This is a genomic window from Neisseria subflava (assembly GCF_005221305.1).
Taxonomy (GTDB): domain Bacteria; phylum Pseudomonadota; class Gammaproteobacteria; order Burkholderiales; family Neisseriaceae; genus Neisseria; species Neisseria subflava.
Map to the genome: position 1 here is coordinate 25044 of NZ_CP039887.1, position 14957 is coordinate 40000.

The 14957-nt window shown below is 52.1% G+C and carries 13 protein-coding genes and 1 riboswitch; of the genes, 12 read left to right on the forward strand and 1 reads right to left on the reverse strand.

Features of this window, described 5'->3' with window-relative positions; genetic code table 11:
- Positions 1-37: 37 nt before the first annotated feature.
- Complete coding sequence (gene ubiB / locus FAH66_RS00125; RefSeq protein ID WP_137040052.1) at positions 38-1549, reverse strand: ubiquinone biosynthesis regulatory protein kinase UbiB; 1512 nt, start codon at positions 1547-1549, stop codon at positions 38-40.
- A 206-nt stretch (positions 1550-1755) separates the two neighbouring features.
- Positions 1756-1853: riboswitch (glycine riboswitch) on the forward strand.
- Positions 1854-2063: 210 nt separating this feature from the next.
- On the opposite strand from ubiB, the gene gcvT reads away from it, so the two are divergent.
- From gcvT to FAH66_RS00190, 12 genes are all read left to right on the forward strand, one after another.
- Positions 2064-3161 (forward strand): glycine cleavage system aminomethyltransferase GcvT, encoded by a 1098-nt coding sequence (gene gcvT, locus FAH66_RS00135; protein ID WP_137040054.1) that lies wholly within the window; start codon positions 2064-2066, stop codon positions 3159-3161.
- 84 nt (positions 3162-3245) lie between these two features.
- Positions 3246-3671: an Ivy family c-type lysozyme inhibitor gene (locus tag FAH66_RS00140; RefSeq protein WP_137040056.1), complete on the forward strand. Its 426-nt coding sequence runs from the start codon at positions 3246-3248 to the stop codon at positions 3669-3671.
- 92 nt (positions 3672-3763) lie between these two features.
- Entirely contained in the window at positions 3764-4150 is a 387-nt protein-coding gene (gcvH, locus tag FAH66_RS00145) for a glycine cleavage system protein GcvH (RefSeq protein ID WP_137040058.1), read from the forward strand.
- Between the two features lie 107 nt (positions 4151-4257).
- Positions 4258-4809 carry a DNA-3-methyladenine glycosylase I gene (locus tag FAH66_RS00150; RefSeq protein ID WP_137040060.1) on the forward strand — a complete coding sequence of 184 codons (552 nt, stop codon included), beginning with the start codon at positions 4258-4260 and terminating at the stop codon, positions 4807-4809.
- 55 nt (positions 4810-4864) lie between these two features.
- Positions 4865-7717 (forward strand): aminomethyl-transferring glycine dehydrogenase, encoded by a 2853-nt coding sequence (gcvP, locus tag FAH66_RS00155; RefSeq protein WP_137040061.1) that lies wholly within the window; start codon positions 4865-4867, stop codon positions 7715-7717.
- Positions 7718-7941: 224 nt separating this feature from the next.
- Positions 7942-8751 carry a bifunctional hydroxymethylpyrimidine kinase/phosphomethylpyrimidine kinase gene (gene thiD / locus FAH66_RS00160; RefSeq protein ID WP_167480296.1) on the forward strand — a complete coding sequence of 270 codons (810 nt, stop codon included), beginning with the start codon at positions 7942-7944 and terminating at the stop codon, positions 8749-8751.
- A 111-nt stretch (positions 8752-8862) separates the two neighbouring features.
- Complete coding sequence (locus tag FAH66_RS00165) at positions 8863-9282, forward strand: OsmC family protein (RefSeq protein ID WP_003684499.1); 420 nt, start codon at positions 8863-8865, stop codon at positions 9280-9282.
- Between the two features lie 262 nt (positions 9283-9544).
- Positions 9545-10258: a GntR family transcriptional regulator gene (locus FAH66_RS00170; RefSeq protein ID WP_137040064.1), complete on the forward strand. Its 714-nt coding sequence runs from the start codon at positions 9545-9547 to the stop codon at positions 10256-10258.
- 72 nt (positions 10259-10330) lie between these two features.
- A complete protein-coding gene (locus tag FAH66_RS00175) occupies positions 10331-11110 on the forward strand; it encodes a DeoR/GlpR family DNA-binding transcription regulator (protein WP_137040065.1) in 780 nt (259 codons plus the stop codon).
- Between the two features lie 105 nt (positions 11111-11215).
- A complete protein-coding gene (locus tag FAH66_RS00180) occupies positions 11216-12904 on the forward strand; it encodes a glutamine--tRNA ligase/YqeY domain fusion protein (protein WP_137040067.1) in 1689 nt (562 codons plus the stop codon).
- A 98-nt stretch (positions 12905-13002) separates the two neighbouring features.
- Positions 13003-13908, forward strand: coding sequence for a hypothetical protein (locus FAH66_RS00185; protein WP_137040069.1), 906 nt, complete (start codon positions 13003-13005; stop codon positions 13906-13908).
- Positions 13909-13975: 67 nt separating this feature from the next.
- Positions 13976-14878 (forward strand): DMT family transporter, encoded by a 903-nt coding sequence (locus FAH66_RS00190; RefSeq protein ID WP_137040071.1) that lies wholly within the window; start codon positions 13976-13978, stop codon positions 14876-14878.
- Positions 14879-14957 lie beyond the last annotated feature (79 nt).

Sequence of the window (14957 nt, forward strand, 5' to 3'; positions counted from 1 at the left end):
ACGGCCTTTATTATGTCGTTTAAAGCTGTATTACGGTTTACTTAAACAGCAAAATCAGCAGCAAAACAACCGCAATCACACCCAGCCACAGGCTTTGGCGTTGCTGTACTTTGACCAAGTGAACATAGGCATCGCGCATTTCCTGTTGGCGGTTTTCATCAACCAGCGCACTGATTTTGCGCGGCAGGGAAGGGATGATTTGCGCCCAATCGGGAGCTTCGTTTTTGAGGTTGCGCCAAAGGGCTTTGGGGCCGACCTGTTCGTTCATCCAGCGCACCAAAAACGGTTTGGCGGTTTTCCACAAATCCAAATCGGGATCGAGTTGGCGGCCCAAACCTTCGATGTTGAGCAGCGTTTTTTGCAGCAATACCAGCTGCGGTTGGATTTCGACATTGAAGCGGCGGCTGACTTCAAACAGGCGCATCAGCACCAAGCCGAAGGAAATCTGCGAAATCGGTTTGTTGAACACAGGCTCGCACACGGCGCGGACAGCGGCTTCCAATTCTTCCGCACGTGTGTCGGCAGGCACCCAGCCCGATTCGATGTGGGCGGTGGCGACGCGGTGGTAATCGCGGTTGAAGAAGGCGAGGAAGTTGATGGCGAGATAGCGTTTGTCGTAATCGGTCAACGTGCCGACGATGCCGAAATCGAGGGCGATGTAGCGGTTGTCGGCGGCAACCAGAATATTGCCAGGGTGCATATCCGCATGGAAAAAGCCGTCGCGGAAGACTTGCGTGAAGAAGATTTCCACGCCGTAATCGGCAAGTTTGTGCAAGTCGATGCCGTCGGCTTTGAGTTTGGCGATATCGGATACCGGCGTGCCGTCCATCCATTCGATGGTCAGCACGTCGCTGGTGCAGTAGTCGTAAAACACCTTCGGCACAATCAGCATATCGCTGTTTTGGAAATTGCGACCGAGCTGGCTGGCATTGGCGGCTTCGCGCATTAAATCCAATTCATCGTGCAGGTATTTATCAAATTCGGCCACCACTTCGCGCGGCTTCAAACGCTTGCCGTCTGAAAACAAACGTTCCACCCAGCCTGCACCAAAGCGCATCAGCGACAAATCCTGTTCGATAACGGGCAGAAGGTTGGGGCGCAAGACTTTCACTGCGACCTGTTCGCCAGAATGCAGGCGGGCTTTGTGTACTTGGGCGATGGACGCGCTGGCGACAGGCTCTGTTTCAAATTCCGCGTATAAAGTGTCGATGGATTGGCCCAAAGATTTTTCGATTTGCGAGCGTGAAAGCTGCGCGTCAAACGGCGGCACTTTGTCTTGCAGCCTTGCCAGTTCGACCGCGTAATCGTGCGGAATCAAATCGGGACGCGTGGACAATACCTGTCCGAATTTGATGAAAATCGGCCCCAGGCTTTCCAACGCCAAACGCAGGCGCACGGCAGGCGTCTCGTGTTTGAACTTGGACGACTGCGGCAGCATATTGAGGAAAGTCCGCGCCCAACCCGGACGGACCAGCGAGGCAATCAGCTCGGCAAGGCGGTAGCGGTAGAGCGTGCAGAGGATGGTTTTAATGCGTTTGAGGCGGTTCATGATGGACGCAGATAAATCGAAAAAACAGAATTATATAGGAAAAACGGCCAAGGGCTTCAGACGGCCTGAGACTTTTGCAAAAACATTTGCCGCATGGCTAACAATTTTATAAAGGCTCAGGTTTTGCCGCCTCAATAAAAAGACGAATATTCACATCATAAATATTCGTCGGCTACTTGCCCAAACCGCCGATTCAAGACATAATCGGGAAATGTGCAGGAGAGTGTTACATCCAACTACAATGTAACCACCGAAGGCGCAGACACCCTTAAATCGCTCAGGTATCAGGGACTGCACATTGAAACAAACAATCTGGAGAGCGGCGTTAGAATAACGTCCACCGAAGGGGAGAAGGCCGTCTGAACCACCATTCAGACAACCGCGCAAAGCAGTGAGCAGACTGGTTTGCCATCATGCGGATACAGCCGAAAATCTCAGGTTCAAGGACAGATAGGGTCATCCGCGCACAGGTGCGCGGGCGGCATCTGAACAAAAAATCCGGAGAAACTTGAGAATGACTGCTCTGAAAACCACCCCATTTCATCAAGCCCATCAAGATGCAGGCGCGAAGCTGGTCGATTTTGCCGGCTGGGAGCTGCCCATCCATTATGGTTCGCAAATCGCCGAACACGAAGCCGTGCGTACCGACGCAGGCATGTTCGACGTATCCCACATGCTCGTTACCGACGTCGCCGGAGCGAACGCAAAAGCCTTTTTCCGCAAACTGATTGCCAACGACGTTGCCAAACTCGCCTTCGTCGGCAAAGCCCTTTATTCCGCGCTGCTCAACGACAACGGTGGTGTGATTGACGACTTGATCGTTTACCGCACCAACGAAGCCGAAACCCAATACCGCATTGTATCCAACGGCGCGACCCGCGAGAAAGACACCGCCCAGTTCCACAAAGTCGGACAAGAATTCGGCGTCGCCTTCAACCCTCGTTACGACCTCGGTATGCTTGCCGTGCAAGGTCCTAAAGCCATCGAAAAACTCCTGACCGTCAAACCCGAATGGGCGGATGTCATCCACAACCTCAAACCGTTCCAAGGCGCGGATTTGGGCAACGACTGGTTCGTCGCCCGCACCGGCTACACCGGCGAAGACGGCGTCGAAGTCATCCTGCCCGGCACTGAAGCCGTCGCATTTTTCAAAGCCCTGCAACAAGCCGGCGTACAGCCCTGCGGCCTCGGCGCGCGCGACACCCTGCGCATGGAAGCCGGCATGAACCTCTACGGCAACGATATGGACGACGACACCAGCCCGCTCGAAGCAGGCATGGGTTGGACTGTTGATTTGAAAGACGAAAACCGCGATTTCGTCGGCAAAGCCGCCTTGCTGGCATTGAAAGAAAAAGGCGTTGCCGTCAAACAAGTCGGTTTGCTGCTCGACAAAGGCGGCATCCTGCGGGCGCATATGGAAGTGTTGACCGACAAAGGCAAAGGCGAAACCACCAGCGGCGTATTCTCGCCCAGCCTGAAACAATCCATCGCCATCGCCCGCGTGCCGAAAGATTTTGACGGCGATACCGCCAAAGTGCTGATGCGCGGCAAGGAAGTGGACGTGCGCGTATTGAAGCTGCCGTTTGTACGCAACGGACAGAAACAGTTTTAAACGTTGGATTAGTTTTCGTAACGAGGACGTGCTTTACTGTCCTCTTCATAAAATTATGAATTCAAAATGAAATAGGTAACTTTTATGAGAAAAATTAAGGTTATAACAATTGCAGCTACATTTTGGGTAATAGTTACGGGGTTTGCTTTTGCTAAAGAGATTTATCCTTTTGATTTGGTGAAAAAACAGCCGTATAAAGCAATTTGGGGACAAGAAGTATGGCGAGAAGCCAGAGATAAAAATGATGATTGGTTGAAAGGGGCGGAGGGTGTTGCTACACCATTGGAATCCGTAATAATTAGTTCACAGAAATACCAACGAGCAACAGTATGTGAACCACATAATTGCTCAGATAATATCATTTATTTTTTAATTAATTCTAGAAAGTTGGTGGGAATTCAGTTTAAACGAAATGATAATGGATATTTAAACGTGATACGTTATGGCTCGCGTAGCCGAATAGAAGAAAATTATTTAATAAATTGGTATAAACGAGATCAGCAAAAATAGGAAGCACTGTTGGAAAAAACTGTGAAACAACCTGTCTGAGACATCATGATTCAGACGACCTTCAAACCAAAAAACCAATGGAGAATCAAACAATGAGCAACAACATCCCAGCCGAACTGAAATACGTTGCCAGTCACGAATGGCTGCGCCTTGAAGAAGACGGTATCATCACCGTCGGCATTACCCACCACGCGCAAGAGTTGTTGGGCGACATCGTGTTCGTCGAGCTGCCCGAAGTCGGTGCGAACCTTGCCGCCGAAGAACAAGCCGGTGTGGTTGAGTCTGTGAAAGCCGCGTCTGACGTGTATGCTCCGATTGCGGGCGAAGTCGTCGCCGTCAACGAAGATTTGCCCAGCGCGCCGGAAACCGCCAACAGCGACCCTTACGGCGCAGGCTGGTTCTTCAAAATCAAACCTGCCAATCCTGCCGACTACGACGGCCTGCTGACTGCCGAACAATACGCAGGCGAAGTAGCTTGATTTTTGCAAACATTCAAACAGGTTTTTCATCTGTTTGATATTGCAGGTCTTAGGTCGTCTGAAAAATGCTTTCAGACGGCCTTTGTTTCAATTTTCCCTCAGCAAACATGAATTACTGCGAATTTGTCGCCACGCTTCCTGACGATACGGACAACCCCAACAAACATTATCACGGCACGCAATACGGTTTTCCGATTGAGGACGACAATGAATTGTTTGAGCGGCTGGTGTTGGAAATCAATCAGGCAGGATTAAGCTGGACGCTGATGCTGAAGAAGCAGCAGGCATTTCAGACGGCATTTAAAGGTTTTGACATCGATACGGTCGCTGCATTTGACGAAGCCGATATTGAGCGACTGCTTGCCGATGCAGGCATCGTCCGCAACCGCCTGAAAATCAACGCAGCCATTTATAACGCGCGACAAATCAAACAAATACAGCAAGAATACGGCTCATTCAAAAACTGGCTCGATGCGAACCATCCGCTCGACAAGGCTGAATGGGTGAAGCTGTTTAAAAAACATTTCAAATTTGTCGGCGGCGAAATCGTCGGCGAATTTCTGATGAGTACCGGCTACCTGCCCGGCGCGCATGTGGAAACCTGTCCGGTTTATAGGGAAATATTGGCATGTCGTCCCAAGTGGGTGGAGGCCGTCTGAAACAACATCTGCAAGAATAAACAGTGTTGATATCGATAACACCGAAGGAGTAGAAATGAAACTATCTGAATTGTTCAACCCGAACGAATTTGCCGCGCGACATTTGAGCTTTGGCGACGAGGCTGCGCTTTTGGAAGCGCTGGGCGAGAAGAGCATGGATGATTTTGTCGGCAATACCGTGCCGCAAAGCATCCGTATGCCGTCCGAACTCGACCTGCCCGAAGCCCTGACCGAGGCGGACGCTTTGGCGAAGCTGAAAGCCATTGCGGCGAAAAACGTGATCAACAAATCCTATATCGGCTTGGGCTATTACCCGACCCGCGTGCCGAACGTGATTTTGCGCAACGTATTGGAAAATCCGGGCTGGTACACCGCCTATACGCCGTATCAGGCGGAAATCGCGCAGGGGCGTTTGGAAGCGCTGCTGAACTTCCAGCAGGTGTGTATCGATTTGACCGGTTTCCCCGTGGCGGGCGCGTCTTTGCTGGACGAAGCTACCGCCGCCGCCGAAGCGATGGCGATGGCGCACCGCGTGGGCAAAGTGAAATCCGAGCGTTTCTTTGTGGATGCGCGCGTGTATCCGCAAACTTTGGACGTGATGAAAACCCGTGCCAAATATTTCGGCTTTAAACTGGTGGTCGGCGATTTTGCCCAAGCGGATGAGGGCGAATACTTCGGCGCGCTGTTCCAATACGTCGGCAAAGACGGCGATGTGCAAGACTTGCAGGACGTTATCGGCCGTCTGAAAGCCAAAGGCACAATCGTGGCCGTTGCAGCCGACATCATGAGCTTGGTTTTGCTGAAGTCTCCAGCTGAAGTGGGCGCAGATATTGCTTTGGGCAACACCCAACGCTTCGGTGTGCCGATGGGCTTTGGTGGTCCGCACGCTGCTTATTTCGCGTTTAAAGACGAGTTCAAGCGTTCCGCTCCGGGCCGCATTATCGGCGTATCCAAAGACGCATCGGGCAAACCTGCCTTGCGCATGGCTTTGTCCACCCGCGAGCAACACATCCGCCGCGAAAAAGCGACATCCAATATTTGTACCGCACAGGCATTGCTGGCGAACTTGGCAGGTATGTACGCCGTTTACCACGGCCCTGAAGGTGTGAAACGCATTGCCAACCGCATTCATGCATTGGCTTCTGCCTTTGCCGATGCACTGGTTTCAGCCGGCCTGAATGTGGTTCACAAAGTCTTCTTTGATACCGTTACCGTCGATTTCGGCAGCAAAGAGAAAGCAGACCAAGTGTTTGCCGCTGCTTTGGAATCGGGTTACAACCTGCGCCGCGTCAACGATACTCAAGTTGCGGCTGCATTCCATGAAACATCGGCATACGAAGATTTGGCCGATTTGTACCGTGCGTTTACCGGCAAAGATACGTTCACATTTGCCGATGATGTCAAAGGCCGTCTGAACGCCGAATTGCTGCGTCAGGACGACATTCTGCAACATCCTGTGTTCAACCGTTACCACACCGAACACGAAATGTTGCGCTACCTGAAAAAACTCGAAGACCGCGACTTGGCGATGAACCGCAGCATGATTTCATTGGGCAGCTGTACCATGAAACTCAACGCGACTGCGGAAATGTTGCCGATTACTTGGGCTGAGTTCACTGACATCCATCCTTACGCTCCCGAGGCGCAAACCGCAGGCTACCGCGAACTCCTGACCGACATGGAAAACAGCCTGAAAGCCATTACCGGTTTTGATGCGATTTCCTTCCAGCCCAACTCCGGCGCGCAGGGCGAATACAGCGGTATGCTCGCCATCCGCCGCTATCAGGAAGCCCAAGGCGAAGCGCACCGCAACATCTGCCTGATTCCCAAATCCGCCCACGGCACCAACCCCGCCACCGCCGCCATGCTCGGTTTGAAAGTCGTCGTCGTCGATACCGACGAACACGGCAACGTCAACATCGACGACTTGAAAGCCAAAGCCGAGCAACACCGCGACGCCTTGTCCGCCATCATGATTACCTACCCGTCCACCCACGGCGTGTACGAAGAAGGCATCCGCGACATCTGCCGCATCATCCATGAAAACGGCGGACAGGTTTACATGGACGGCGCCAACCTCAACGCCCAAATCGGCATCATGCAGCCCGCCGAAGTCGGCGCGGACGTGTTGCACATGAACCTGCACAAAACCTTCTGTATCCCCCACGGCGGCGGCGGCCCGGGCATGGGTCCCATCGGCCTGAAAGCCCACCTCGCCCCGTTTGCCCCAGGCCATACCTTGACCGACACCCACAGCGCAAGTGCCGAGCAAACCGCCGTTTCCTCCGCCGCCTTCGGTTCCGCGTCCATCCTGCCGATTACCTGGATGTACCTGACCATGATGGGCAAACAAGGCATGGAGCAGGCAACGCGCTGGGCATTGCTCAACGCCAACTACGTCGCCAAACGCCTGAGCGAAGACTATCCTGTTCTCTACACAGGCAAAAACGGCCGCGTCGCGCACGAATGTATCGTCGATTTGCGTCCGCTCAAAGCCGAAAGCGGCATCACCGAAACCGACATCGCCAAACGCCTGATGGACTACGGCTTCCACGCCCCGACCGTCTCCTTTCCCGTTGCCGGCACGCTGATGATCGAACCGACCGAAAGCGAGAGCAAAGCCGAACTCGACCGCTTCATCGCCGCCTTGAAACAAATCAAACAGGAAGTGCTGAAAGTCGAGCGCGGCGAATGGCCGAAAGAAGACAATCCGCTGGTCAACGCTCCGCACACTGCATCCGACGTAACCGGCGAATGGACGCATCCGTACTCCCGCGAAGAAGCTGTCTTCCCATTGCCGTTCGTCCGCGAACACAAATTCTGGCCGAGCGTCAAACGGGTAGATGAAGTGTATGGCGACCGCAATCTGATTTGCTCCTGCTTGCCGATTGACGCATACGAAGATTAAGCCTGAATAGGTTTAAAATTGAACAGGCCGTCTGAAAATGAAAATAGTTTTCAGATGGCCTTTTGTTTGTTAAGATATTTCGCTCGGGAACATACATTTGTTTTTGGCAAAACAACGGATAAGGCATTCGGAAAAATAGACGGCGAATGCCTTTGCTTACGGATAAAACCAAACGGCTTCCCATAACGATAAGCAAAAGGCCGTCTGAAAAACAGGAGAATACGATGGACGAACTTTTTATTCAAACGCTGACGATTGCCGGCTCAGATTCCGGAGGTGGCGCGGGCATACAGGCGGATTTGAAGACGTTTCAGATGCGCGGCGTGTTCGGTACCAGCGTACTGACAGCGGTTACCGCACAAAATACTTTGGGCGTATCGGCAGTGCATCCGATACCGACCGACATAATTGCCGCGCAAATTGCCGCGATTCAGGAGGATTTTCAAATCCGCGCTTATAAAATCGGCATGCTGGGTACGGCGGAAATCATCGAATGCGTGGCGGAACAAACCGCCGAATGCGACTTCGGTAAACGCGTATTGGATCCGGTCATGATTGCTAAAGGCGGTGCGCCGTTGTTGGAAAATTCAGCCGTCGAAGCCATGAAACGTCTGCTGCTGCCGCATACGGACGTATTGACCCCCAATCTGCCCGAAGCGCAGGCTTTGACGGGTATCAATATTGAAAACCGCCAAGATGCGGAACGTGCCGCCAAAACTCTTCAGGATTGGGGCGTGAAAAATGTGGTGATTAAAGGCGGCCATCTTGCCGACAGCCGAAGCGAATATTGCACCGACTGGCTGTTTATGCCATACGAAACCATTGAGCTGAACAGCAAACGTTTCCCGACGCCGCATACACATGGCACGGGCTGCACGTTTTCTGCCTGCATCACAGCCGAGTTGGCAAAAGGGTTTAGCGTTCCAGAGGCGGTTCAAACGGCAAAAAACTATATTGCCGCCGCCATTTCCCATCCTTTGGGCATCGGGGCAGGGCACGGGCCGGTCAACCACTGGGCGTATCGGAACGAATGATGCGTTTAGTCCGATTGTAATTGATTGTATTTTTCAGACGGCCTGACTAGGTTTATCACTTGAAATTGTTTACAATATCGGATTAATGCTTTTACGGATAAAAAAGACACCATGCAAGTTACTTCAAAATGGATAGACGGAATGTGCTTCGTCGGTACAACGGCAAACGGACACAGCGTTGTGATGGAAGGCGCGGCGGCTGAAGGCGAAGTCAAACGCGGCCCCAGCCCGATGGAAATGCTGTTGTTGGGTGTAGCGGGCTGCTCCAGCATCGATGTCGTGATGATTGCCGAGAAACAACGCCAAAAAATCACCGACTGCCGTGCCGAAGTGACTGCCAAACGCGCCGACACCGCGCCGCGCGTGTTTACCGAAATCCATATCCATTTCAAAGTGTATGGTCGAGGTTTGCAAGAAAGCGCGATTGAACGCGCCGTACAGATGTCTGCCGAAAAATATTGCTCCGCATCGATTATGCTGGGTAAAGCGGCAAAAATGAGCCACAGCTTCGAGATCGTCGAAACAGAATAGGACGGTTTCAGGGTGGGCGTGTCGGGGCGTGAACCGACTACCCACAAAAAAAGCAGATATATTCACGCATTAACATGAATATATCTGCTTGCTTTTTATTCCTTTTTCTTCTCTCTCTATCAGCCTTTATAACTTGGCTTGTTGATCTCATTGTGCAAGTTTCGTTTAACATTGTCAACAATTTTTAATTATATTTTAAATAACCCCGAAAGATGCTGGTTTGTAAACGCTTGCGCCTTAATACGGATACTGGGGAAACATTATGGATTACGAAAATAATACCAACGTTGCGCCTGCAACTTCATCGCTTATTTTGGAAGAGCGTCATGATTCCGAACTCTTCCGCGTGTACGCATTGATTTTGGACGGCATTACCGACCATCTGCTGTTGCCGGGCAAAAAACTGACCGAGTCCGAGCTTTGCCGACAAATGGTTTGCTCCCGCAATACCGTGCGTGGCGCATTGTCGCTTTTGGCGCACGACAAAATTGTCGATTTGCAGCCTAACCGCGGCGCATTTGTCCATGTGCCGGACTTGAAAGAAATGAAAGACGTGTTCAACACGCGTATCGAAATGGAAAGCATGATTTTGAGCGTCCTCATCGATATGCCTGATTTGGAAACGCGTCTGCAACCGCTTTACGCTATGATTGAGCAAGAGGGCGCAGCCTCCGAAAGCGGCGACCGCGTGGGTTGGAACCGCCTGTCCAATGCCTTCCATGTCGAATTGGCGCGGCTGTTGGACAACAATGTCCTGTTTGAAATCATGAATACCTTGTGTGCGCGCTCTTCATTGATTGTGGCCGTTTCCGACCCGCTTCGCAAAGAAAAGCGCAATATCGATTCCAATTCGCACCATGAACACCGAGAAATCCTTGATTTGTTGCTGGCAGGCAAGCGCAATCGTGTGACCAAAGTCATACGCCGCCACTTGGGCGCGTGTATGGAACGCTTGGAACAGAAACTCGAGATGTAATCGGTTTGACAATAACAAGGCCGTCTGAAATATTCAGACGGCCATTGGTTTATCCCTATAAAACGAAACACCATGAAACCCAAAATCCAAAGACACGAACATATCCTCACCCTTGTCCGCGAACATAATTTTATGACGGTGGAAGAATTGGCGGCAAATTTGGATGTGACGCCACAAACCATACGCCGCGATGTGCAAGAGTTAAGCGAGACCGGACAGCTTAAACGCTATCATGGCGGCGCATCTTTGGGCGACGTTTCAGTCGTAACGGCAGGGCAGGAGCGGCGTAACCATCAGCAGCAGGAAAAAAACGCCATTGCCCGTCTGATTGCTTCCACCATTCCCGACAATGCCTCGCTGTTTATCAGCATCGGCACCACCATGGAAGCCGTTGCCGCCGAGTTGGTCAGGCAGCGTAAAAACTTGCGGATTATCACCAACAACATCTACGCCGCCTCCATCACTGCGGCACGTACCGACTACACGGTCATCATCGCTTCCGGCGTGGTCCGCCCCTTGGATGGCGGTATTACCGGCGTGGCGACTGTCGATTTCATCAACCAATTCAAAGTCGACTATGCCATCATGAGTACCCACGGCATAGAAAACGACGGCTCGCTTTTGGATGACGATTACAAGGAAGTCAGCGTCATGCAGGCGATGGTGAACAATGCCCGCGTGCGCTATCTTGGCGTCGACCACAGCAAATTCAACAGCAATGCCTTGGTCAGGCTGGGCGATATCGGCGCATTCGATAAGCTGTTTACCGACCGCCTACCATCCGTCGCCATGCAGAAAACCCTAAACGAGCGCGGCGTAGCGTGGCAGGTTGCCGACCCTGTATCAAAGTAGCCAAGTCGGGTACAATTGAGCCATCATTCCATTCCTTTCAGACGGCCTGATTGAATGTTCAGGCCGTCTGAAAACAGAAAATCATTTTCCCATCAAAGAAATATTATGTTGAATAAAGACCAATTCGCGGACAACCATTTCATCCGCACCATCATCGAAGAAGACCTCAAAAGCGGTAAACATACAGCCATCCAAACCCGTTTCCCGCCCGAGCCGAATGGCTATTTGCACATCGGTCACGCCAAATCCATCTGCCTGAACTTCGGTTTGGCGTATATTTACGACGGCTTGTGCAACCTGCGTTTCGACGATACCAACCCCGAAAAAGAAAACGACGAATACGTCAACGCCATCAAAGAAGATGTCGAGTGGTTGGGTTTCCATTGGGCGGGTGAGCCGCGTTTCGCTTCCAACTATTTCGACCAGCTTTACGACTACGCCGTCGGTTTAATCAAAGACGGCAAAGCGTATGTCGATGATTTGACCCCTGAAGAAATGCGCGAAAACCGTGGTACGTTGACCAAAGCGGGCAAAAACAGCCCTTACCGCGACCGCAGTATCGAAGAAAACCTCGACCTGTTCACGCGCATGAAAAACGGCGAATTCCCCGACGGCAGCAAAACCCTGCGCCTGAAAATCGACATGGCATCAGGCAACATCAATATGCGCGACCCCGTCATCTACCGCATCCGCCGCGCCCATCACCACAACACCGGCGACAAATGGTGCATCTACCCGATGTACGACTACACGCACTGCATTTCCGATGCCATCGAAGGCATCACGCATTCCTTGTGTACGCTCGAATTTGAAGCCCACCGCCCGCTGTACGACTGGGTGTTGGACAACATCCCCGCGCCGCACGCCACACGTCCGCGCCAATACGAGTTTTCCCGTTTGGAGCTTTTGTATTCCATCACGTCCAAACGCAAGCTGAACCAACTGGTTTCAGACGGCCACGTTACCGGCTGGGACGACCCGCGTATGCCGACGATTTCCGGTATGCGCCGCCGCGGCTACACGCCCGAAGGCCTGCGCCTGTTTGCCAAACGCGCCGGTATTTCCAAATCTGAAAACATCGTCGATATGAGCGTGTTGGAAGGCGCGATTCGCGAAGAGCTGGAAAACTCCGCCCCGCGCATGATGGCGGTTTTGAACCCGCTCAAAGTGACACTGACCAACTTTGAAGCCGGCAAAACCCAAAGCCGCCGCGCCGCGTTCCATCCGAACTACGAAGAAATGGGCGATCGCGAAGTACCTATTTCACAAACCATCTACATCGAAGCCGACGACTTTGCCGAAAATCCGCCTAAAGGCTTCAAACGCCTGATTCCTGGCGGCGAGGTGCGTTTGCGCCACGGCTATGTGATCAAGTGCGACGAAGTCGTAAAAGACGCGGCAGGCAATGTGGTTGAACTCAAATGCAGTATCGACCACGATACCTTGGGCAAAAATCCTGAAGGCCGCAAAGTCAAAGGCGTGATTCACTGGGTGTCTGCCGAACACGCAGCTGAAATCAAAGTCCGCCTGTACGACCGCCTCTTTACCGTCGAGCGTCCCGATGCCGTGCGCGGCGAAGACGGCAACTACCAGCCGTTTACCGATTTCCTCAATCCAGAATCCATTAAGGAAATCACCGCCTACGCCGAACCTGTCGCCAAAGAGTTATCGGCAGAAAGCCGTTGGCAGTTCGAGCGTATCGGCTACTTCGTAACCGACCGCAAAGACCACCGCCCCGAGCAGCCCGTGTTCAACCGCACGGTAACGCTGAAAGACTCTTGGCAGCCCAAGTAATCTGTTTGCAACAGCGATATTGGAAGGTCGTCTGAAAACTTGAAATCGGGTTTTCAGACGACCTATTTTCTGAATATAAAGAAAAGGAAATACTTGTTTTGGAGAATTTAATTCTTATTGGCATGGCCATATTGGCTATGGCCGCCATAGTTTGGATTGCCAGTATTGTGGCAATTGTTAAATCCAAAAATCCGCTGATTAGGAATTCAGCCATCATTTTCAATTTGATCGTGGTGTCATTGTTTGGCATGTATATGGTTAAGACATGGCAAGCTAAAAGGTATGATGATTCAAGTTATCAAACGGCTAAAGAGGAGTTGGTGATTGATGGTATACGAATCCCGGCAGGTTCGAAGCTGACCGTAGCTCCTCAGGATGGGGTATCGAAAAAGCCTGATTTTTCTACTTTTAGCGAAGTCACATTTTCTCGCCCTGTTGAATGGAAAGGCATGGAAGTTAATAGAATGAATCGTTCTGCGTACCAGACTGAAGATGGTTATCAAGCAACACTGACGATGAATGCTATCGGGGAAGCCAGGACGGTTGATGTGGAAGGGTGGTCTTGCCGGAGTGACGGAGAGATAGAGTGGCAAGCATTGACTAAAGGTGGCAAGATGCCGTCCAGCCCTGCTGATTATTTCCTATCAAGTTGCACGTTAAACGAATCAGCCGAAGTGTCCCTGCCTGAGTGGTTTGTGGATGGGAAATTATATTTTTGGCGAGTGACGCGCACTGAGCGTGACGGGTATTGGCAGGCAAATATTGCTTCCAATGATCAACCTTATTGGGGAAACGTCATTCTTGATTCAAATAAACAGTTAAAAAACTTTGAGCTGACATTAACACAGAAAAACTTGCCAGGTTGTGCGATTGATGATGACGGTGTTACGCTGGAATGGGATAGGGATAACCCTGATGTTGTTACAGTAGCGAGCACTGTCGATCTGCCCGAATTGTGCTGGGGTAAAAAAGGTGTCCGCCCCAAATCAAAGGCGGCAGAATAGAGGTATTGAGGTCGTCTGAAAACTTGAAATCGGGTTTTCAGACGACCTTTGTTGATAAAGGAATGAGATGGAACGTTATTCTGTACATTTGAAACTGCTGGGGATGGCGGTATTGTGGGGTGCGTCTTGGCCGATGGGGCGGATGCTGGGGCAGTCGTTGCCGCCGCTGACGGGCGGGGCGGTTCGGTTTGTGCTGGCTTCGGTTTTGCTGTTGGGCTGGTTGTTTGCGCGCAGCAGGTTTGCGACTTTGGCGGCTTTGTCGGCACGGCAATGGCTGGGCTTGACGGTAGCCGCTTCCGTTGGGGTATGCGGCTATGCGGTGTTTTTTATGCTGGGTTTGCAAGCAATGCCGGCGGGTAAGGCGGCGGTGGTTGTGGCGGTGAATCCCGTGCTGACGCTGCTGCTGGCGGCTTGGCTTTTCGGCGAACGTTTAAATGCGAAGATTTTGGCGGGTATGTTGCTGGCGGTCTGTGGCGCGATAACGGCGGTCACGCAAGGGCAGCCGTTGGCGGTATTGTCGGGCGGCATCAAGGCGGGGGAGTGGCTGATTTTCGGCTGTATGGTCTGCTGGGCGGCTTATACTTTAATCGGTCGCGCGGTTTTGCGCGGTATAGACGCGCTGACGGTAACGGCGGCAACTTCGCTTATCGGCGCGTTGATGTTGTCGGTGGTGGCGTTGTGGGTTGATGGATTACCGTTTGAGGCAATGGCGGCAATGGATGGGCGCGGTTGGACGGCATTGGCGTGGCTGGTCATCGGCGCGACGGTATTGGCATATGCGTGGTATTTCGAAGGTGTGAAGATTTTGGGCGCAGGCAGTGCGGCGGCGTACATTACGCTCGTGCCGATTTTCGGTGTACTGTCTTCGGCGTGGTTTTTGGGCGAACCGTTGCATATTTCGCTGGTTGCAGGTTGTGCAGCGGCAGTCGGCGGCATGACGCTGATGCGGTACGGGCAGAAGGCCGTCTGAAGTTGGGCAAATACTCGGATTTTTGATAATAAGATTGCGGTTGCCACGTTACTTCTAGCCGTAATCTTATTGCAGGATA